Origin of the sequence: Paenibacillus hunanensis (assembly GCF_014645615.1) — a bacterium.
Lineage (GTDB): Bacteria > Bacillota > Bacilli > Paenibacillales > Paenibacillaceae > Saccharibacillus > Saccharibacillus hunanensis.
The window spans coordinates 148,482-167,937 of record NZ_BMMB01000006.1 but is presented as its reverse complement, the minus strand read 5'-3'; the positions used below and the strand labels follow the sequence as shown (position 1 = coordinate 167,937).

The window sequence follows — 19,456 nt, the reverse complement described above, 5'->3', positions numbered from 1 at the left end:
ATACACCTGATCCTCTGAAATTCAAGTGTTGCTTTATTTTCTGAAGATTTACGACTTGTGTATCACCTATCATGTTAAGTTTGAACAAGTTGTGTCTTGAATTTCTTTACAGGAGGAGTATAATATTTTTAGTCACATGATTGTCAATGATTTTGGGTTGATTGGTTAGTATGTCATTGCTAACGGATTACTCCACTTTAAACTTGCTGCCTGATCCAGGCGTCGACTTTAAGGTGGAGTTTTTTTATGCCGTTTTCACCCCGAACCCGATAATGCACCTGCAAATTGATAACGAAGGAGTCTCCACATGAACGAATCCTCATCCGTCAAACTTATCATTAACGGACAAGACTATGAAGCCCAGCCAGGCATGACCGTCCTGCAAGCGATCAATCTAGCACAGATTCAGCATCCACAGGTCTGCTATGTGCCTGAGGTTGATCCGATTCAGACCTGCGATACGTGTATCGTCGAAATCGATGGCAAGCTAACTCGCGCCTGCTCTACTCCTGTAACCGCAGGCATGAGCGTACAGACCGATTCCCTTTCTGCCAAAGCGGCACAGACGGAAGGCATGGATCGTCTACTCGAAAACCATATGCTGTATTGCACCGTTTGCGATAACAATAACGGCAATTGTACCTTGCACAATACCGTTGAAGCGATGGGCATCGAGCATCAGAAGTACCCATACAAGCCCAAGGCACCTGCCAACGAAGTTGATATGTCACATCCCTTTTACCGCTATGATCCGAACCAGTGTATCGCCTGCGGTCAGTGTGTAGAGGTATGTCAGAACTTGCAGGTAAACGAAACGCTATCCATTGATTGGGAAGCGGATCGCCCTCGTGTCGTCTGGGATGATGGTGTAGCGATCAATGAATCATCCTGTGTAAGCTGCGGACAATGTGTTACGATCTGCCCATGTAATGCACTGATGGAGAAATCCATGCTCGGTCAGGCTGGCTTTATGTCCGGTATCGGTGAAAATATGCTGAATCCGATGATCGATGTGATCAAGGAGGTTGAACCGGGTTATAGCGGTATTTTTGCAATCTCCGAGGTTGAAGCGGCAATGCGTGATACACGCACACGCAAAACGAAAACAGTCTGCACCTTCTGCGGCGTAGGCTGCTCCTTTGAAGTTTGGACCAAAGGTCGCGAAATTCTAAAGGTACAGCCTACCCATGATGCGCCGGTCAATGCCATCTCGACCTGTGTGAAAGGGAAATTTGGCTGGGACTTCGTCAATAGTGATCAGCGTCTGACGATGCCACTCATTCGTCAGGGTGCAGAATTCGTGGAAGCGACATGGGATGAAGCGTTAACCTATGTAGCTGACCGCCTGAATGCTATTCGCAATGAGCATGGAAGTGATAAAGTCGGCTTTATCTCGTCCTCCAAAATTACAAACGAAGAAAACTACGTGATCCAGAAGCTCGCTCGCCAAATTTTCCAGACGAACAATGTGGATAACTGCTCCCGTTATTGCCAATCTCCAGCTTCCGATGGTCTGATGTCGACAGTTGGCATCGGTGGTGACGCAGGCACAATCAAGGATATCGCTGCGGCAGGTCTGGTTATTCTGATCGGCTGCGCTCCTGCGGATGGTCATCCGGTACTGGCAACTCGCATCAAGCGCGCGCACAAGCTGCACGGACAAAAGCTGATTGTTGCCGATCTGCGCAAGCATGAGATGGCAGAGCGTTCCGATCTGTTCATCCGTCCAAAGCAGGGCACAGACTTTGTCTGGATTACCGCAATTACGAACTATATGATCCAGCAGGGCTGGCATCAGCCAGACTTTATCCAGCAACATGTGAATCAATATGAGGATTATTTAAAGCTGATCGAGCCGTATACGCTCGCTTATGCAGAAGAAGTGACCGGTATCGCTCAGGCAGAATTGATCAACATTGCAGAAATGATTCGCGATGCCGATGGAACAGCGATCTGCTGGGGCATGGGTGTCACACAAAATATCGCGGGTTCCCATACATCTGCTGCGATCTCCAATCTGCTGCTCGCTACAGGCAACTATATGCGCCCTGGTGCAGGCGCGTACCCACTGCGTGGACATAACAATGTACAGGGTGCATGCGATATGGGCACATTGCCACCATGGCTGCCGGGCTATCAGCATGTATCGAATGACGAAGCGCGTGCTAAGTTTGAACAGGCTTACGGTGTACCAATCTCACCATTACCAGGTAAAGACAATATTGCGATGGTGGATGGTATCGCTCGTGGCGAGATGAAGGCAATGTATCTGGTTGGTGAGGATATGGCATGGATCGACTCGAATGTGAATCATGTGCATGAGATGCTGTCCCAGCTTGAATTTTTCGTCGTGCAGGATGTATTCCTATCCAAAACAGCTCAATTTGCAGATGTAATCCTGCCAGCCGCTCCATCGCTGGAGAAGGACGGTACATTCTCCAATACCGAACGCCGTGTGCAGCGCCTGTATCAAGTGCTGGAGCCGCTTGGCGATTCCAAGCCAGACTGGTGGATCACGACACAGCTAGCGAAGAAGCTTGGCTTTGACTGGGGCTATACGCATCCATCCGAGATTTTCGCAGAGATGGCGAGTCTAACACCGTTTTTCGCACAATGTGATTATGATGTACTGGAAGGCTGGGGTAGCTTCCACTGGGGCGCATCCGATGGTGCGAATACGCCGCTTCTGTATACAGACGGCTTCCATTTCCCGGATAAAAAAGCGCGCTTCTCACTGGTGGACTATGTACCGCCTGTTGAATATCCTGCCGAATTCGATCTGACGCTGAACAATGGTCGCTTGCTGGAACATTTCCATGAAGGCAATATGACGAACAAGTCACAGGGAATTAACCGCAAGCTGCCCGAGGTATTTGTGGAGGTGTCCCCAGAGCTGGCGGCAGAGCGCGGCGTTGAGGATGGTACACTTGTACGTCTCGAATCTCCATATGGAGCCATCAAGCTGCGTGCGGTCGTTACAGATCGTGTGCGTGGACAGGAAATTTATGTACCTATGCACTCGGTTAGCCACGAGACAGCGGTCAATCTGCTGACAGGCTCTGCGGTTGATGTGCGTACTCATACACCAGCGTACAAGCAGACCAAGGTACGCATGCAAATTCTGAATGTCAAAGGCGTGAACCCGTTACCGGAAATTAATCCACGCTACAAAAAGCGCCACCCGCAAAATGGCGTTGAAGTACAGCGGAAATGGGATCGTCCTGACTACGTATCGCTCGTGGATATGTAACACAGCGCCCTAACGGGTTGCAAATACGGATGAACGAGGGCATACGCACACGTGTATACGTGGTCAGCCACCTGGTGGCCGTCCCATTTTAATTGTTTGCACGTATGCCTTCGTATCGATTCGCCTCACGATATTAATACGGACTAAAAGGAGCATTGCACATGGCTGCACCCATTACAGCAATTCGCAAGAAGACGCTCACCGAGCAGGAGCAACAGCAACAGACGATTGAACAGCTGCAAAAGGAGCTGGCTGCGTCCAATGCAGCATTAGAGCGCTCGCTGTCCATTTTACGTGAGCTAGAAAGCAGCGGCATGCTGGAAGCCGCTGAATCGATGCTCAAAGCTAAAGCTGAAATTGCCGAAATCGTACTTGGTCAGGTATCGCGTAAAGAAATTACGAACTTGATCAATAACGGGATGGCAGCAGCAGGTGCATTAACTGCTGTTGATCCTGCCCAGACTGCCCAGCTCATGAACAGTGTACAGGCAGGACTACAGGAAGCCGCTCGTCCACAAACGGAAAAGATCGGCTTCATGACGATGCTCCGTGCACTCAAGGACCCTGACATCCAGCGCGCGCTCGGATTTGGTCTGCGCTTTATGAAGGGGCTTGGTAAGGGCTTGAAAAAGGATACGCCTTCTCAGCATTAAACGATGCATCTATCTGATCTGTGCTTTATTCACTTACAGAGATTGATCGCAATCCTGAAACGGAGCGCAGCTATTACTTTTCACCAGATATTATTTTAATTCCGTATTATTTTTGTATGGAAAAAACCATAATCTCAACAACGGAGACCGCTATATGTAGCGCCTCCGTTGTTTATTTTATTCATAATTATACTTATGAGCGTTCCTATACATGCGATAGTATAAGCGATAGTCAGATCGTTATTTGTATATGGTTATTCATATTTAGTACGCCATTTTGTAGACAGCCGCCATTTTTTTATAACTTTTTCTTGCACCTGAATCGATACATTTCTAGATATTTTCCTTCTATAAGAATAGTACGCCTTTATCATCCCAATAAGCGATCCATATAACATGATGGAAGTGCTGATACCTAATCTAGCCTAATGTGAGCCTTGCTATCAGTAATTGACAATGTTTACAAGCCTATGTAAATATAAAGTATCCGACTTACTGCTTTTTACATACACCTAACAACATACTTCCACTATCGCGCAGTATACACTCCCCGATCTCGTTGCGTGTCACTCTTTTTGCACTCTTTCTACATGATGCAGTGAAGTCTGAATTCAACTTGTTAAGGAGGAATAATAATGATTAAAAAAGGCACCGCATTACTTATTACGGCTACACTGACGTTGGGGATTGGAACAGGCGCAATCGCGGCAACTAGCCTCCAGCCGATTCGCGCATATCTCAACAGTGCACTTTCTTTTACCGTGAATGGTACATCCGCTCAGCTTACCGATGCGAATGGTAAAAAGGTTCTGCCTATTACGTACAACGGTACAACCTACCTGCCGGTTCGCGCAGTTGGTCAATTGATGGACATTCCGGTCAATTATGATAGCGCTACCTCATCGATCAGCATCGGTAGCGGTAGCACATCAGGTGGTAGCACTGGTGGCGGTTCAACGACAACACCTTCGTCCAGTAAACCAACATTAAGCCAGCTTGGCTCTACTGCAATGGAAAGCTCTTCACTGCGTACCAAGGATCCGGCCAAAACCGTGTACAAAGGTAAAGACTACAAAGAGGTTTATATTAACGATCAGCCTCAATCCTTCCGTGACTTCCAGGTCATGACAGACAACAAATACAGCACGCTCCATCTTGAGATGGCTCTGCTAAGCGGTAATCAGAAAATTACGATCTATGACGGCGATCGCACTGTACTCAAAACTTTATCTCTGACAGCTGATCAAGGTATGACAGGTGTTGATGTTGATGTCAAAGGCGTCAAGGCTGTCTTTGTAGAAAGCACAGAATATGATCCAGGCTCAGTATTATTCGTACCATTGACTACTTCCTATCTGGTTCGTTAAAACAAACCGCAGGGAGTTAGATCAGTTACACGATGAGCTGCTTGTACAAAATCCATCATCGCCCGCATAGAGTGCAGTGGAATGTATTGTATGGCTTGAATCAATTGTACTATTGCAGCTTGGCAACTCTATGCTGCGGAACACCCTATTTATTTAATTGTATACACGCAAAAAAAGCTGACGTTCAGGGGAGGACGTCAGCTTTTTATGTGAACTGCCCAGCTGCATTTGGCAGATGCAGCAGACAAGGGGTTTTTGGCCGATTTCAACATTGAAAAGGGGAACTTTTCATTGAATCATCATTGCAGTTCTGTGATACTCCTGCGCTCCGGAAGAAACAAGGGGACGAGTTATCCGACACAGGAGTATACACAGAATCTGTACAAACAGTGCTTCATCCAATCAAGGATGTAGCTGGCTTATCGATACAAGTGGGGAATCTTTTATAGATAAGCTTTATACACTAAATAGTATTCAATAATCATTGTCTAGCAAAACGTTCTTATTTTTGTGGAACAGTCAGTTGGAATCCAGCAGGCAGCAGGTTGTTGGCAGCAACCAGCTCGTCTACAGTTACACCATATTGAGCAGCAAGATCAGTCAGGCTGGCACCTTGTGGAACAACAACAGTGATTGTTTTGTTTGTTGCATCAGTAGCTGGTGCTTGGGAGTTGGCAGGCTCCTGTGTTGTTGTGCTGCTGTTATCTTCCTGTGTACCAAACAGTGCTTGGAATTGAGCTTCTTGTGCAGCCAGGAATGCTGCGTTATCAGCGATACGCTCTTCTTTGTCTTTACGTTTGTCATGGTTCGATTGATCGTCAGTTGCAGCGTATGCGTGGCTACCTCCGATTGGGGCAATGGCAACTGCACCAAGTGTAGCGGCTAAAGTAGCGGACATCAGGATTTTACTGAATTTTGTGTTCATGAGTAATGGCTCCTCTTCAATTTTTTTATATTTTTTAAAAATGTAATTAACTTTACATAGGTAACTTATAACCACTTCGTAACCTTATGAATCTAATATACAACTAATTTAAGAATATTGCAAGCCTATCTAATAATAAATTTATTATATTTTGCAAAATTAATATTTCCGATATATAGTTAACCAACCTATCTACATTTTAAACGCTATTTCGCAATTTTTCAAAATTTGGACATGATCGTTGATCCACATAAAATGACCTGCCTCATCCACCATTCACACCCGCATACATCGTGCCGCTTCTAATTAACCAATAGATTCTCCTACGTCCATTCTTCTCCATTTGGTACCAGGTGCTATATGACCGAAAAAATGCTACAATAGGCGAGTATGCATAACAATGACTTTAATATCCCTATATATACGAAAGCGAGGAATTATACTCATGATTATTAAACCGAGAACGCGTGGTTTTATTTGTACGACTGCTCATCCTGCTGGCTGTGCACGTCAGGTACAGGAGCAGATCGAATATGTAAAATCAAAGCCTGCGGTAAAAGGCCCACGTAATGTGCTCGTAATCGGCGCTTCGACTGGCTACGGACTATCTGCACGCATTGTGGCAGCATTCGGTGCAGGTGCAAACACAATTGGTGTATACCGTGATGGCGGCTCTGTCAAAGGTCGCACGGCTTCGGCTGGCTGGTATAACTCTGCTGCTTTTGAACAGGCTGCACAGGAAGCAGGCTTAAAATCATTTAGCGTGATCGGCGATGCATTTACGAATGAGCTGAAAGCAGATACCGTTGAAGCGATTCGCAAAGAGTTTGGTAAAGTCGATATGGTCATCTACAGTGTAGCTGCACCGCGTCGTACCGATCCGAATACAGGCGAAACGTACACGTCCACACTCAAACCGATCGGTGAAACATACACGAATAAAACGGTTAACTTCCACACAGGTGAAGTGAGCGAGATCAGCATCGAGCCAGCAACACCAGAAGAGATCGAAGCAACTGTACGCGTGATGGGCGGCGACGATTGGAAATCGTGGATCGATGCGCTGAGCGCTGGGGATGTGCTGACAGATGATGTTGTAACGGTTGCCTTCTCCTATATTGGCTCGAACATTACACAGGCCATCTACCGTCAAGGCTCGATCGGTCAGGCAAAGGATCATCTGGAAGCAACCGCTCGTCAGATGAATGAGGAGCTGGGCTCCAAAGGCGGCAAAGCGTATGTAGCCGTATGTAAAGCACTGGTAACCCAGTCTAGCTCCGCTATTCCAGTTGTTCCTCTTTACATGTCCGCATTGTACAAGGTAATGAAGGAAAAAGGCATCCATGAAGGCTGTATTGAGCAGATGTACCGTATGTTCGCGGATCGTCTGTACAATGGAGGGGACACTCCAGTTGATGAGAAGGATCGCCTGCGTCTGGATGATTGGGAAATGCGCGATGATGTACAGTCCGAGGTATCTACGATCTGGAACCAGCTCACTACTGATAATGTATACGAGCTGACTGATCTGGAAGGCTATCGCAAAGAATTCTTCCAACTGTTCGGCTTTGAAACCGATGGTGTCGATTACGAAGCCGATCTTGATCCGGATGTGAAGGTGCCTAACGCGAAGTATTAAGAAGATTTTTTAAAGGATGGCTATCAAAGGATGGTCATTGAAAGATAATGATGAGTATTGTATCATTCAAAAGCCTGATGCTTACGTTGTGAGATTAGCAACGGAGCGTCAGGCTTTTCTTTTTTATCTTGTTATTTTCAATAAGTTCTTATAATGGTTTTATGCTTCGTATCTCGTATCTCGTATCTCGTATCTCGTATCTCGTATCTCGTATCTCGTATCTCGTATCTCGTATCTCGTATCTCGTATCTCGTATCTCGTATCTCGTATCTCGAAAAAGTATACTCAATGCATTACACTACGCATACAGGAAATTAAGACACTGCTTAAACCTGTTCAACTAGATCGTTACCATTGCAGAAGCGACACATTCGATATTTTAATAATGTCATATTTATTCCATAAAATTCTTTTAACAATGTTTTATCACCATATACAATCGCTTACAGGTTCAAAATATTGTAACTTTAAGTCTGCCTATAGGATGTGAATTTACGCTATATTTAAATTATTCAAATTGCAATTAATCTACTATATTCAGCCATCTGTCTCCTGGAAGCCAGACGAGAATGTACGCACTCATATACAATTATTAAACAACTATAGCCAGTTAAAATGTGTACATCAAATCTGTGCTTACTCATACAGATGGAAAAAGGAGTCTCCACATGGGAAATATGCTCAAAACGCTTCGCACGGTTGGTCATGTAGAAGCGATCTCGTATCTGCTTCTCGTGCTAGTTGCAATGCCACTTAAGTATCTGGCTAACCAGCCGCTAATGGTTACATACGTAGGGATGATTCACGGTATCCTATTTGTCGCTTATGTCGCTGCGATCGCTGTTACACTGATCCTGCGCAAAATCACATTCAAGCAATCTGTTCTAGCCTTTATCGCTTCACTGCTGCCTTTCGGCCCATTTGTATTTGATCGCTACTTACAGCGTCATACTGCACCTGAGCTGCCTGCAACCGAAGTACAAAAGGGTTGATTGCACTCTCATACTTATAAGCTCAATCGGCTAGAGGTCAGATACAAGCATACGAGTGGATCATAGGCTATACTTTTATGCTATTTCAGTATTCACTTACCTGTCATGTTCAGTGTTTATTGCTCTGTACTCACCATCGATACCGTCATTGTAGTCAAAATATACACCGTATCGCTGTTTCTCAACTAAAAGTATATGTTCTTAATTAGCGCATCCCATTCTACTTAACGCATCGTTTGAAATCATTGCTCTGCTCCAACTACGTATTGCACCTGAAGCTCCCTTCACTTTCCTGTGAGAGGAGCTTTTTTTATGTAAGGGATTGTCTGAATCGAACAGTCGGGGTACACTGCATGGAGTACATAATAAGCAGTAACTAGAACTACCTACTATGAGTTTGACCACAGCTTTATTGTTTAGCTGGATATTTAGCTTGGAGTGGAGCTGTAGCTGCGAATAAAACTTTATATCGATCGTTCTATATGGATTGTTCGCTTCTTCCGCTCCTTACTCGTTTATCGCCATCCACACTACAACAGGTATCATAAGGAGGTATCATGCAAAACGATAGCTACATCTCTACACCGCCTAAAGCCACTGCCAGCTCCGCGCTGGCAAAGCTACTTTCTCCGATTCGTCAATCCAGAGCGTTCACCTATCTATGGCTAGGTCAATGGATTGCGATGCTGGGCAGCTCGGTTACGATGATTATTTTGCCGATTGTCATTTATAATCTAACCGGCTCGTCCACGATGATGGGATTGGCTATGACGATCTATATGTTGCCCAATGTGCTCATTTTACCTGTATCTGGCTGGATTGTAGATCGTACGGATCGGCTGCGCTTAATCTGGTTAACGAATGCGACTCGTTTTCTGATCATGCTGACCGCTGCGGTGCTGATGTTTATAGATCAATTGTCCTTGCCCGTCTTGTATGTGGGGCTTGCTCTGTATGGATTAATGGATGGTATTTTCGTTCCGGCTTATTCTGCTCTACGCGCCGAAATCTTCACGCCAGATATTCGAAATGCAGCCAATGCGCTCAGTCAGATGAGCATTCAGGCGGTTCGCTTACTCGGCCCAGCCATAGGTGGACTTATCGTGACGTTCACATCGCCGGGAAGCGGATTTGCACTTGATTCACTCACGTATCTGATCTCCTTAGCCTGTTTTATTGGGCTCGGCAGATTCTACGTTTCCTCTCGTAAGCAGACCAAACAGCAGACCCTTACACAGGATAAAACGACAAAAAGCTCGATGATGTCCGATCTGCTGGAAGGGTTTCGCATTTTAAAATTGCATCCGTGGCTATGGATTACGATTGTCATCTTCTCGCTCCTTAATATTTGCTTTCAAGGAATTATCGCCATACTCGTGCCGTGGCTGTTCAAAATTCATTACGGCTTTTCTCCGGTTGTGTATGGATTGGCAATGGCGGGTACAGGAGTTGGTGCCGTGCTGGCTGCATTACTGTTCGGCTCGCGCAGTCGCTGGCGTCATCGTGGCTGGCTCGGGTATGGTGGGGCAATATTGAGTGGTGTAGCGCTACTACTGCTCTCGATCGTTTCGTGGGCACCGGGGCTGGTGCTTGTCATGGTGCTAGAAGGATTCGGCATGATGATGTTTGCGCTGATCTGGGAGACCAGTCTACAGGAGCTAGTACCGATTGAAAGCTTTGGACGTGTGGCGAGTCTCGATCTACTCGGCTCCTATGCATTATTACCATTTGGTTACCTGCTCGTCGGCTGGCTTGCTGATTATAGGGGTGGGATATGGACGATTGCTTTGTTTTCGATTATCGGTATGCTATTACTCGTTGCAGGGTTATGTACAAAAGGGATTCGTAACTTTGATTAGGCACTGATTCTACACCCATTCATTCTACACCATAAAAAAGAAGCATCATCTCGTAGGATCTGCTTCTTGTGTTTGAGCTTTTGTAATTTTTCCTGCTTGCCTGGCTTGATGCGTGTATGCTGGGATATCGCTCCATAGGCTTCATTTGTTTTGCGACCAAAATCAGGTGCCAGATTGCCGCTGCGTTGTGCTTTGCGCACGGCTTTTTGTGTTTGTGTACGTGCCATAATGAATATTCTCCTTATCTGTAGATCAATATTTAGAGTATTTATTTTGCACTTCTAAAATAACACAGGATGTGAGCATTAATCAATAGATTATAGATTTTACAGTTTATTTCTTCGTTTCATTATAAGATATATGGTTTTATTCAATTAATAACGAACAATTTGTAAATTAATTTTACATGTTGTTCGTTATTTTTTTGTTTTCAGGTTCAATTTTCGCAATATGGATTGTGCATCGGATTAAAAGATATCAAATCTTCTGTTATGCGAACTATGATCATGTTATAAAAAGCTACATAAGGTTTCAAAAGAAAGCCGATGTACACAAAACCTAACTTGAGCAGTGAATAAATAGAAAGGATCGTAAGAATACTGTGGATTGCGTAGGAGCATAGCCTATAGATCGTGACGTTGATAGCTATGCTATCAACCTATTCTATTTTATTAGCATGCACAGTCTATCTATATAACCAGGCAACTATAGCAGGCTTTATGTTTATGACTGACATTTACGTATGACCATTATGGAGGAGGCGGATTATGTCATTTTTCAAGTCGTTGTTTTTTCAAATTGTGGTGGCGGTTATTATCGGTATTGGGGTAGGGATCGTCTGGCCAAACTTTGGTGAAATGCTCCAGCCACTCGGAACCGGCTTTATTAAGCTGATCAAAATGCTAATCGCTCCGCTTATCTTCGTTGTTGTAGTCGCTGGTATCGCCAAAGCAGGTGATCTAAAGGCAGTAGGCCGAATCGGGCTTAAAGCGATTCTCTGGTTTGAAATTGCAACGACAGTTGCTCTTGTGCTTGGACTGGTCGCTGCACGCTGGATGCGTCCAGGTGCAGGTATGGATATCAATGCAGCTACGCTCGATCCCAATGCTATTGCTGCCAAAACAGGCGGGGCTGAATTGCCGCATACCGTAGATTTTATTATGAATATTATTCCAACAAGCGCGGTCGATGCTTTTGCTCAAAATGCTCTGTTGCAGGTGCTTCTCCTTGCCTGTCTGTTCGGTACAGCGCTGGCGGCTAGCGAAGGAGCAGTTAAGCAAAATGTACTGACACTCGTCGATAACATCATGGAGCTTATTTTCAAGGTAATCGGCTATATTATGAAGCTGGCTCCACTCGGTGCGTTCGGTGCGATTGCCTATACGGTAGGCGCTTATGGCGCATCAACACTTGCCTCGTATGGAATGCTCATTATTGCGTGCTATGTATCCGCCCTCGTCTTCCTCGTCTGTCTTGGACTGGCAGCATGGTGGATTACCGGAATGAATCTACTGCAATTCGTACGCTATACTCGCTCGGAGATTATGCTGGCGATTGGTACAGCTTCTTCAGAGGTCGTTATGCCGAGAATGATGGACAAGCTAACTCGCGCCGGCTGTAATCGCGCTGTCGTTGGGCTTGTTGTACCGACAGGCTATTCCTTCAATCTGGATGGTGCCTCGATCTATCTCTCGCTGGCTACCGTATTTCTAGCACAGGCGGTTGGCATTGAGCTTACCCTAATGCAGGAAATTACAATTCTAGCTGTACTGATGCTTAGCTCGAAAGGGATGGCTGGTGTGCCTGGTTCTGCGTTCCTCGCTCTATCCGCGACCGCAGCGGCGCTCAATGCATTCCCGGTTGCAGTCGTTGCACTACTGCTCGGAGCGGATCGTTTTATGGATACGATGCGTGTATTTACGAACCTGATGGGTAACTGTGTAGCAACCTTTGTCGTCGCCAAATGGGAAGGCATGCTGGATACCGATCGTATGAAGGCCGTTCTGTCTGGCGCGATGAGTGAGGAAGAGTTATCAGCAGAGGCAGCAGCTACGAGACAAGACAAGCTGGAGCCTGCTGATCATAAAGTAGCCAGTCATCGAGTAGCTACAGAGGAGTCTGCGAGCACCGTGTACCGTACGCCAGTGATCAATAAGTCTTAAAGGCTAACAGCCTCCTGCTGATCACACCTATAGTGATATTGAGACACATCTGTGTATCTGCTGACATGTCCATATAAATAGAGCTGTGCTCAAACGTAAAAGCAACTATCTAGCACCATAACCAAAAGCCGACAGGAATACACTCCTGTCGGCTTTCTTATCGGTATACGCTGCTGGATTGCTGGCTGAAGATGGAATAAATCATAGAATAGCAGCTTAGATCGTAATCGGCTAAACAATACCCTATTCGATGAAGCATACCTTTCTATCCTCTTCCTCACACCTGCTATCCATACAGCACTATAACTACTATCCTATTACAGATCGATCGTACGTCCTTCTTCTTGTGAGCGGAATGCTGCCAGAATAACCTCCAGCGAACGACGACCTTCTTCACCGGAAATGATCGGTGCTACATTGTTCTGGATGCAGCTAATGAATTCGTCCATGACGCCACTTGTTACCTGCTTATCATTCGTTGCAATTGCACCAACTTGATAACGCTCAATCGAGCCATTGGTCAGCTCTACGATTACCTGATCTACTGGATCTGTACCGATCTTCATCACGCCATTTTCGCACCATAGCACAGTACCGTTATCTTCACCGCGATAGGATGTCCAGCTAGCGACGAGCGAGCCGATCGCACCGCTGCCCATACGCAACAGGCAGATCGCGTTATCATCTACATCTGTATCTTTTTTGTCAAGCGTTCCAATAAATGCGCTTACGCTAACAACTTCATCATCCAGCAGCCAGCGGATCATATCGGACTTATGTACGCCGAGATCGCCCATCGCACCCATAACCGCTTCACCTTTACGGAAGAACCAGCTATTTTTACCATCAATACTCCAGCCTTCTGGACCACTGTGACCAAAAGCTGTACGGAATGTAAGTACACGACCCAGATGACCTTGCTTCAGAATTTCCTTCGCTTTCACATGTGGAGGCATCAGACGCTGATTATGCGCAACCATCAAGAACACATTGTTCTTCTCCGCTGCTGCGATCATCTCCAGTGCTTCTTCATTCGATACCGCCATCGGCTTCTCAACCAGTACATGTGCCCCTGCATTTGCAGCCGCAATCGATACTTCCGCATGCAGCGCGTTTGGTGTGCATACGCTTACAGCATCGAACCCACCAGCCGCCAGCAGCTCTTTATAATCGCTATAGGCTTTCGCATTGTACAATTTCGCATAGCCCTCTGCACGCTCCACAATCGGATCAGCAAAAGCCACCAATTCTACATCTGGATGTGCTGCATATTCAGGAATGTGGCGACGCTCCGAAATACTTCCGCATCCCACTACTGCTACTCTGACTTTACTCATGAATCCCATTCCTCCCACGATTGAAGTTGGTTACAATGATATGTTCCACAGTTATCTTAACGAAAATGCAACCAATTATCCAGCTTTTGTATGCGTAACCATAATAGAAAACGGACAACAGCGAATGAGAACACTTCACTTCTATACGAAATTCAGCCTATATATAGGCAAGCATCGATGCAATTGCCCCATATATAGGCTGAATCAGGTGAAATAAATGGATGATTGATTTACAATCTATTCAATAAAATTTTTTAGAAAAATAGCATGATCGTATAGCAAAGCAGGCGAAATGGGTAAAAGCGTCTATTAAATATCTTCACCTGCAATACGATTCATAAACTGCTGAGCACGTGGACTCTGCGGATTATTAATGACCTGCTGAGGCGGCCCCTGCTCAATAATGTAACCACCATCCATCAGAATCACATGATCCGCTACGTCTGCCGCGAACTTCATCTCATGCGTTACGATGACCATCGTACGTCCTTCCTGTGCAAGCTGCTTAATGACGCGCAGCACCTCGCCTACAAGCTCTGGATCAAGCGCAGAGGTCGGTTCATCGAACAACAATACATCCGGCTCCATCGCCATCGCACGTGCGATACCGACACGCTGCTGCTGTCCACCGGATAGCTGATGCGGATAATAATCGCCACGATCGGCAAGACCGACTTTTGTCAGCAGTTCCTGTGCGTGAGCTCGGGCGGCAGCACGGTCTTTTTTCTGGACGATAACTGGGCCTTCCATAATGTTCTCAATTACTGTTTTATGAGGAAATAGATTATATGACTGGAATACCATACCGGTACGCTTACGCAGCTCGGTCACTTCACGAGTCGGCAGCTTGCGCCCGGACTTGAATTCTAGCTTACGGTCACTCAGCTTCATCGATCCTTGATCCGGTAGCTCCAGCAGATTCATACAACGCAGCAGCGTTGTTTTACCTGAACCTGACGGGCCGATGATCACAAGCACTTTACCTTTTTCCAGATCCACATCGATCCCCTTGAGTACTTCAAGTGAGCCGAATGCTTTGTGTAGATTGCGAATTTCAAGCATGATGGAATGTCACTCCTTTGCAGACAGAATCATCAAGTAGGATGTAAAGCGATTTGTGTCCACCTAGATAATATATAGAGACTGAGTTAGTAAAATGTGTATCAGATCGTAGCATACGAGCTACGATGGAGTTACTTTATTGAGCAGAAAAACGGCTCAATCTTTTTTCTAACCATCCTTGCAGGACAAACAATACAGACGTGAACATAAGATAAATTACAGCCGCCTCAGTATAAAGAACAAGCGCTTCATATGTTCTTGCTACAATCTGTTGGGATTGTCGGAACATCTCGATATAGGTGATAACAGAAGCTAGTGACGTATCTTTTACCAAGCTAATAAAGGAATTAGATAGTGGCGGTACAGACACGCGAGCAGCCTGTGGCAAAATGACACGTTTCAAAGCTTGTCCGCGTGTCATGCCGATAGAGTAAGCGGCTTCCCACTGCCCTTTTGGTATCGACTGAATAGCAGCACGCACAATTTCCGAGCCATATGCACCTACACTGAGCGTAAAGCCAATTAATGCAGCAACGAATGGCGGTAAAATGATACCTACAGATGGTAAGCCATAGAAAATGATAAATAATTGTACAAGTAATGGTGTACCACGGATAATCCATACATAAAATTGAGCAATAAAATCTAAAATTCGTATACCGGATGTTCTTGCCAATGCAGTTAGCACGGCTACGATCAGACCTAATACAAAAGAGGCTATTGCCAACGGTAATGTGTACATTAACCCTGCTTTGAGTAAGGGCCAAAAGGAATCGATTACAATCTGTATCTGTCGATCAGTCATCTTCTATCCTCCCTGAATAATACAACTTCGTATTTTATAATCTAATTACATTCACAAAAATTATACCTAGAAAGCACGATATCTTGATGATCATAAGCGATCATCAAGATATCGGAACCGGTACTGCTGTTCAGTTATAAACCGGATAGCTTATTTGGAAACATCTTCACCAAAGTATTTCTCAGAAATTTTCAGATAAGTACCATCGGCAACCATATCTTTCATCGCTTTATCGACAGCTTTAACCAGATCTTCACTACCTTTATTGAAGATCGCGCCACTTTGAGAAGCATTCGATTCTTCAGCAACAACTTTGATTGGAGCATCTGGCTGTTGTTTTTTCAAATCAAGGAATGAAAGGTTATCGTTAACTGTAGCGTCAGCACGACCGGAAGCTAGCAGCTCAACCGCTTGTGGGAAACCGTCTACAGATACAAGCTCTGCACCGTTTTGTTCAGCGATTTTACCAAAGTTACTTGTCAAAGACTGTGCAGACTTTTTACCTTTCAAATCAGCAAACGATTTGATGTCGTTGTTATCCTGTTTTACAACAAGAACTGCTTTAGAAGAAATGTATGGATCGGAGAACAGGTATTTTTGTTGACGCTCTTCCGTAATACCTACTTCATTGAACACTGTGTCAAAACGCTTCGCATCCAGACCAGCAATCATACCGTCCCACTGTGTTTCAATAAACTCTGGCTCCACGCCAATACGCTTACTTACTTCAGTCGCGATATCCACATCAAAGCCAGTCAGTTTACCGGATTCATCGTGGTATGTGAATGGTGCGTATGTTCCTTCTGTACCGATACGCAGCTTGCCGCTTGCTTTTACCGATTCCAGTGTCGCTGCGCCGGAGGTGGATGCGCTACTTTCCGTTTGAGCTTGCTGCTCTCCACTGCCTGTTGTAGCTGTATTCGCATTATTACCACATGCTGCAATTACGAGCATGGTCAGAATCAGCATTAGTGTTAAAGAACTCCATTTTTTCATCTTGGTAAGACTCCCCTCGGTGATATGAATCATTCGTTTATAACCGTCCCTATCCGTTTAATACACATATCAGGAAGTTCACAATCAGATCCAGCCAATTTCACTGCTGCTAGTGCTATCCTGCAATGCTTATTTCTCTTCCGGTATCGGTTATGAAACGCCCTGATTACGCCATATTGTATATGCGTTCCAGTAGCAATATAATTTCGTTTTTTTATAAACCAGTTCCATTAAGTGACGTACCCTTTTTAATCTGGTCTCAAAAAATAACGAACTGCAAATTGAATAGTACACCGTCTTCCATGCTACGTCAACTGTTTTTCCGATAAAATTAGTTGGTTTTAATCAAACCTTCATTTCATAGCATTTATCGGCTTCCCATGTAGGCGGTTACACTTACAGGAAAAGGATAAAAAAAGGAGGACTATGCAATGATATGGATCACATTAGAACATATTCTAAGGGTCATTATTGCCGGTCTATGCGGAGCAATGATCGGCTATGAGCGTCGAAGTCGTCACAAGGAAGCAGGCATTCGTACTCACTTCATTGTGTCGGTCGGAGCTGCGCTGATGATGGTTATTTCCAAATACGGCTTTACCGATATGGGCAACTGGGAGAATGTATCGCTTGACCCTTCGCGTGTGGCAGCACAGATTGTTAGCGGTGTTGGCTTCCTCGGTGCAGGTACGATCTTTATGAATAAGCAGCGCATCAAGGGACTGACTACAGCAGCAGGAATCTGGGCTACAGCTGGTGTCGGGATGGCAGTGGGTGCAGGTATGTATGCGGTCGGCATTGGTGTCGCTGCATTGATCCTGCTCATACAATTTGCGATGCATGGACATTCTTCACCTGCAATGAGCTCTCGCTCACATAAGCTGACCGTCCATCTAGTAAACCATACCGATCCCGTAGAAAATCTATTAGAAGTGCTGGAGGAAAATTCTGTACAGGTGCAAAGTATTCAATCGCGTACCGATGAAGCGACCCAGAGTAACAGCGATATTCACGATCATCAGCTACAATCTCAGATTGAGCTGGTGCTTGAGATTAAATTCCCTGCTGCGATGAAGGTTGCTGATGTGCTATTAATTGTGCAGGCTCAACCGGACGTGCGCCGTGTTCATCTGGAATAGGCATTCGCTTTGCGGCTGTTAGTACTGGTATTTCAAGAAAATAACTCATCAAAAAGGACTGTGCTCGCTTACTCCAATGGGTAAGCAAGCACAGTCTTTCTTGTCATCTATATGAAGGGAGTAGCTCCTTATTAGTGAATCCAGGCAGTACAACTATAAGATATTGAGCTATCACAAAAATCATGTTCCATTGAACTCTACCTTAGGAGATCGCTAACACCGCAATTGGATCATCTACAAATAACTACGATCAAGCTGTATCCGTCTATATTATTTAATGCTTCGGACGAGCCACTTTACGTTCCTTGAGCATATGAATCTGGTTCAGGTGATTCAAAATGTACATATATCCTTCGGACTTCTTATCCGCGTTATAGATCAGATCATCCAGATTTCGATTTTGCTGATCAGATAGCTGTACGATATTAGAAATGTTACGAGCGATATTGTTGATACTGGTCAGCTGCGAGGATTTGACGGTATCCAGCTGACGCTTTACCTCTGCCTCCGCATCCATAATGCTATTAAAGCTCTGTGTCGACTGCTGCATCGTATCTGCGGCAGTTCGAACAATTTCCTTACCCTGCTGCGATTCGGAACGAATGGACTCCAGAATATGGCTCATATCTCCAAGCAAATCCAAAATATCCGTCGCACTTTGCTTCGTTGTATCCGACAGCGATTTGATCTCAGAGGCAACCACAGCAAAGCCTTTGCCAGCTTCTCCTGCCCGTGCAGCTTCAATCGATGCATTGAGTGACAGCAGATTCGTCTGAGTTGCAATGCTCGTAATTGTATTGGCAAATTGACTGATTTCTTTATACTTTTCTTCAATTGCATTGAATACCGTTACAAAGTTCTCAAATACGGATGATACTTCATTCATATGATCAGCAGACTGATGCACCAGTGCCTGGGTACCTGTGATCGTCTGCTGCGAGAATTCGATACTGCGTGCGACATCGTTAATAATGACCGCTGTCTCGCTGTCCAGATCATGTAGTACATGCTCAATATGCTTGATTTCAGATGTTGTATCATTGAGAGAGTTTGCTGTGGCACGGAAGCCATGTGTAATATTGCCTTCCTCTTGTAGCAGGCGCTTAATATTTTTCTCAACTTCATCGGTCAGCATATATACATAAGGCAAGGTATCCAGCTCGCGCTCAACGGGAGTCGTTATAGCGGCATCCGCAGATGCTGTGGACACTGCCATATCGGATGACGGTGTAGCTTTACTTTTAAATAATTGTTTTAGCATCGGTGTTCC

Annotated in this window: 15 protein-coding genes; 8 read left to right on the top strand and 7 right to left on the bottom strand. The window is 45.2% G+C overall.

Annotated features, from left to right (window positions below; translation table 11 throughout):
* The first annotated feature begins 307 nt into the window (after positions 1-307).
* The 3 genes from fdhF to IEX62_RS14295 all read left to right on the top strand — a co-directional run bounded on the left by fdhF (position 308) and on the right by IEX62_RS14295 (position 5,270).
* On the top strand, positions 308-3,250 hold the full coding sequence (gene fdhF, locus IEX62_RS14305) for a formate dehydrogenase subunit alpha (RefSeq protein ID WP_188776220.1): 2,943 nt from the start codon (positions 308-310) through the stop codon (positions 3,248-3,250).
* 161 nt (positions 3,251-3,411) lie between these two features.
* Complete coding sequence (locus IEX62_RS14300; RefSeq protein WP_188776219.1) at positions 3,412-3,903, top strand: helical membrane plugin domain-containing protein; 492 nt, start codon at positions 3,412-3,414, stop codon at positions 3,901-3,903.
* 635 nt (positions 3,904-4,538) lie between these two features.
* Positions 4,539-5,270, top strand: a complete 732-nt coding sequence (locus IEX62_RS14295; protein WP_188776218.1) for a hypothetical protein — start codon at positions 4,539-4,541, stop codon at positions 5,268-5,270.
* A 502-nt stretch (positions 5,271-5,772) separates the two neighbouring features.
* Here the strand turns inward: IEX62_RS14295 and IEX62_RS14290 are convergent.
* The gene (locus IEX62_RS14290; RefSeq protein WP_188776217.1) at positions 5,773-6,195 is read right to left on the bottom strand and encodes a LysM peptidoglycan-binding domain-containing protein; all 423 of its coding nucleotides are present in this window, start codon (positions 6,193-6,195) and stop codon (positions 5,773-5,775) included.
* Positions 6,196-6,640: 445 nt separating this feature from the next.
* On the opposite strand from IEX62_RS14290, the gene fabV reads away from it, so the two are divergent.
* From fabV to IEX62_RS14275, 3 genes are all read left to right on the top strand, one after another.
* Complete coding sequence (gene fabV, locus IEX62_RS14285; protein ID WP_188776216.1) at positions 6,641-7,834, top strand: enoyl-ACP reductase FabV; 1,194 nt, start codon at positions 6,641-6,643, stop codon at positions 7,832-7,834.
* Positions 7,835-8,502: 668 nt separating this feature from the next.
* Positions 8,503-8,826, top strand: coding sequence for a DUF3817 domain-containing protein (locus IEX62_RS14280; protein ID WP_188776215.1), 324 nt, complete (start codon positions 8,503-8,505; stop codon positions 8,824-8,826).
* Positions 8,827-9,383: 557 nt separating this feature from the next.
* Complete coding sequence (locus IEX62_RS14275) at positions 9,384-10,685, top strand: MFS transporter (protein WP_188776214.1); 1,302 nt, start codon at positions 9,384-9,386, stop codon at positions 10,683-10,685.
* On the opposite strand, the gene brfA is transcribed toward IEX62_RS14275, so the two are convergent.
* On the bottom strand, positions 10,682-10,912 hold the full coding sequence (gene brfA / locus IEX62_RS14270) for a ribosome rescue factor BrfA (protein WP_188776213.1): 231 nt from the start codon (positions 10,910-10,912) through the stop codon (positions 10,682-10,684). The two genes, IEX62_RS14275 and brfA, sit on opposite strands and share 4 nt — an antisense overlap.
* A 540-nt stretch (positions 10,913-11,452) precedes the next feature.
* Here brfA and dctA point away from each other — a divergent pair.
* A complete protein-coding gene (dctA, locus tag IEX62_RS14265; RefSeq protein WP_188776212.1) occupies positions 11,453-12,847 on the top strand; it encodes a C4-dicarboxylate transporter DctA in 1,395 nt (464 codons plus the stop codon).
* Positions 12,848-13,164: 317 nt separating this feature from the next.
* Here the strand turns inward: dctA and IEX62_RS14260 are convergent, their stop codons facing one another.
* From IEX62_RS14260 to IEX62_RS14245, 4 genes are all read right to left on the bottom strand, one after another.
* Positions 13,165-14,184 (bottom strand): Gfo/Idh/MocA family protein, encoded by a 1,020-nt coding sequence (locus IEX62_RS14260; protein ID WP_188776211.1) that lies wholly within the window; start codon positions 14,182-14,184, stop codon positions 13,165-13,167.
* A gap of 309 nt (positions 14,185-14,493) precedes the next feature.
* Complete coding sequence (locus tag IEX62_RS14255; protein ID WP_188776210.1) at positions 14,494-15,246, bottom strand: amino acid ABC transporter ATP-binding protein; 753 nt, start codon at positions 15,244-15,246, stop codon at positions 14,494-14,496.
* Positions 15,247-15,382: 136 nt separating this feature from the next.
* Complete coding sequence (locus IEX62_RS14250) at positions 15,383-16,051, bottom strand: amino acid ABC transporter permease (RefSeq protein ID WP_188776209.1); 669 nt, start codon at positions 16,049-16,051, stop codon at positions 15,383-15,385.
* Between the two features lie 150 nt (positions 16,052-16,201).
* Positions 16,202-17,047, bottom strand: a complete 846-nt coding sequence (locus tag IEX62_RS14245; RefSeq protein ID WP_188776208.1) for an amino acid ABC transporter substrate-binding protein — start codon at positions 17,045-17,047, stop codon at positions 16,202-16,204.
* 431 nt (positions 17,048-17,478) lie between these two features.
* On the opposite strand from IEX62_RS14245, the gene IEX62_RS14240 reads away from it, so the two are divergent.
* A complete protein-coding gene (locus IEX62_RS14240; RefSeq protein WP_188776207.1) occupies positions 17,479-18,186 on the top strand; it encodes an MgtC/SapB family protein in 708 nt (235 codons plus the stop codon).
* A gap of 274 nt (positions 18,187-18,460) precedes the next feature.
* Here IEX62_RS14240 and IEX62_RS14235 read toward each other — a convergent pair whose 3' ends face one another.
* Positions 18,461-19,447, bottom strand: coding sequence for a methyl-accepting chemotaxis protein (locus IEX62_RS14235; protein ID WP_188776206.1), 987 nt, complete (start codon positions 19,445-19,447; stop codon positions 18,461-18,463).
* Positions 19,448-19,456 lie beyond the last annotated feature (9 nt).

Bases quoted from the DNA above. Each gene is read 5' to 3' on its own strand.
- fdhF (WP_188776220.1), top strand. From the start codon at position 308: ATGAACGAATCCTCATCCGTCAAACTTATCATTAACGGACAAGACTAT.
- IEX62_RS14300 (WP_188776219.1), top strand. From the start codon at position 3,412: ATGGCTGCACCCATTACAGCAATTCGCAAGAAGACGCTCACCGAGCAG.
- IEX62_RS14295 (WP_188776218.1), top strand. From the start codon at position 4,539: ATGATTAAAAAAGGCACCGCATTACTTATTACGGCTACACTGACGTTG.
- IEX62_RS14290 (WP_188776217.1), bottom strand. From the start codon at position 6,195: ATGAACACAAAATTCAGTAAAATCCTGATGTCCGCTACTTTAGCCGCT.
- fabV (WP_188776216.1), top strand. From the start codon at position 6,641: ATGATTATTAAACCGAGAACGCGTGGTTTTATTTGTACGACTGCTCAT.
- IEX62_RS14280 (WP_188776215.1), top strand. From the start codon at position 8,503: ATGGGAAATATGCTCAAAACGCTTCGCACGGTTGGTCATGTAGAAGCG.
- IEX62_RS14275 (WP_188776214.1), top strand. From the start codon at position 9,384: ATGCAAAACGATAGCTACATCTCTACACCGCCTAAAGCCACTGCCAGC.
- brfA (WP_188776213.1), bottom strand. From the start codon at position 10,912: ATGGCACGTACACAAACACAAAAAGCCGTGCGCAAAGCACAACGCAGC.
- dctA (WP_188776212.1), top strand. From the start codon at position 11,453: ATGTCATTTTTCAAGTCGTTGTTTTTTCAAATTGTGGTGGCGGTTATT.
- IEX62_RS14260 (WP_188776211.1), bottom strand. From the start codon at position 14,184: ATGAGTAAAGTCAGAGTAGCAGTAGTGGGATGCGGAAGTATTTCGGAG.
- IEX62_RS14255 (WP_188776210.1), bottom strand. From the start codon at position 15,246: ATGCTTGAAATTCGCAATCTACACAAAGCATTCGGCTCACTTGAAGTA.
- IEX62_RS14250 (WP_188776209.1), bottom strand. From the start codon at position 16,051: ATGACTGATCGACAGATACAGATTGTAATCGATTCCTTTTGGCCCTTA.
- IEX62_RS14245 (WP_188776208.1), bottom strand. From the start codon at position 17,047: ATGAAAAAATGGAGTTCTTTAACACTAATGCTGATTCTGACCATGCTC.
- IEX62_RS14240 (WP_188776207.1), top strand. From the start codon at position 17,479: ATGATATGGATCACATTAGAACATATTCTAAGGGTCATTATTGCCGGT.
- IEX62_RS14235 (WP_188776206.1), bottom strand. From the start codon at position 19,447: ATGCTAAAACAATTATTTAAAAGTAAAGCTACACCGTCATCCGATATG.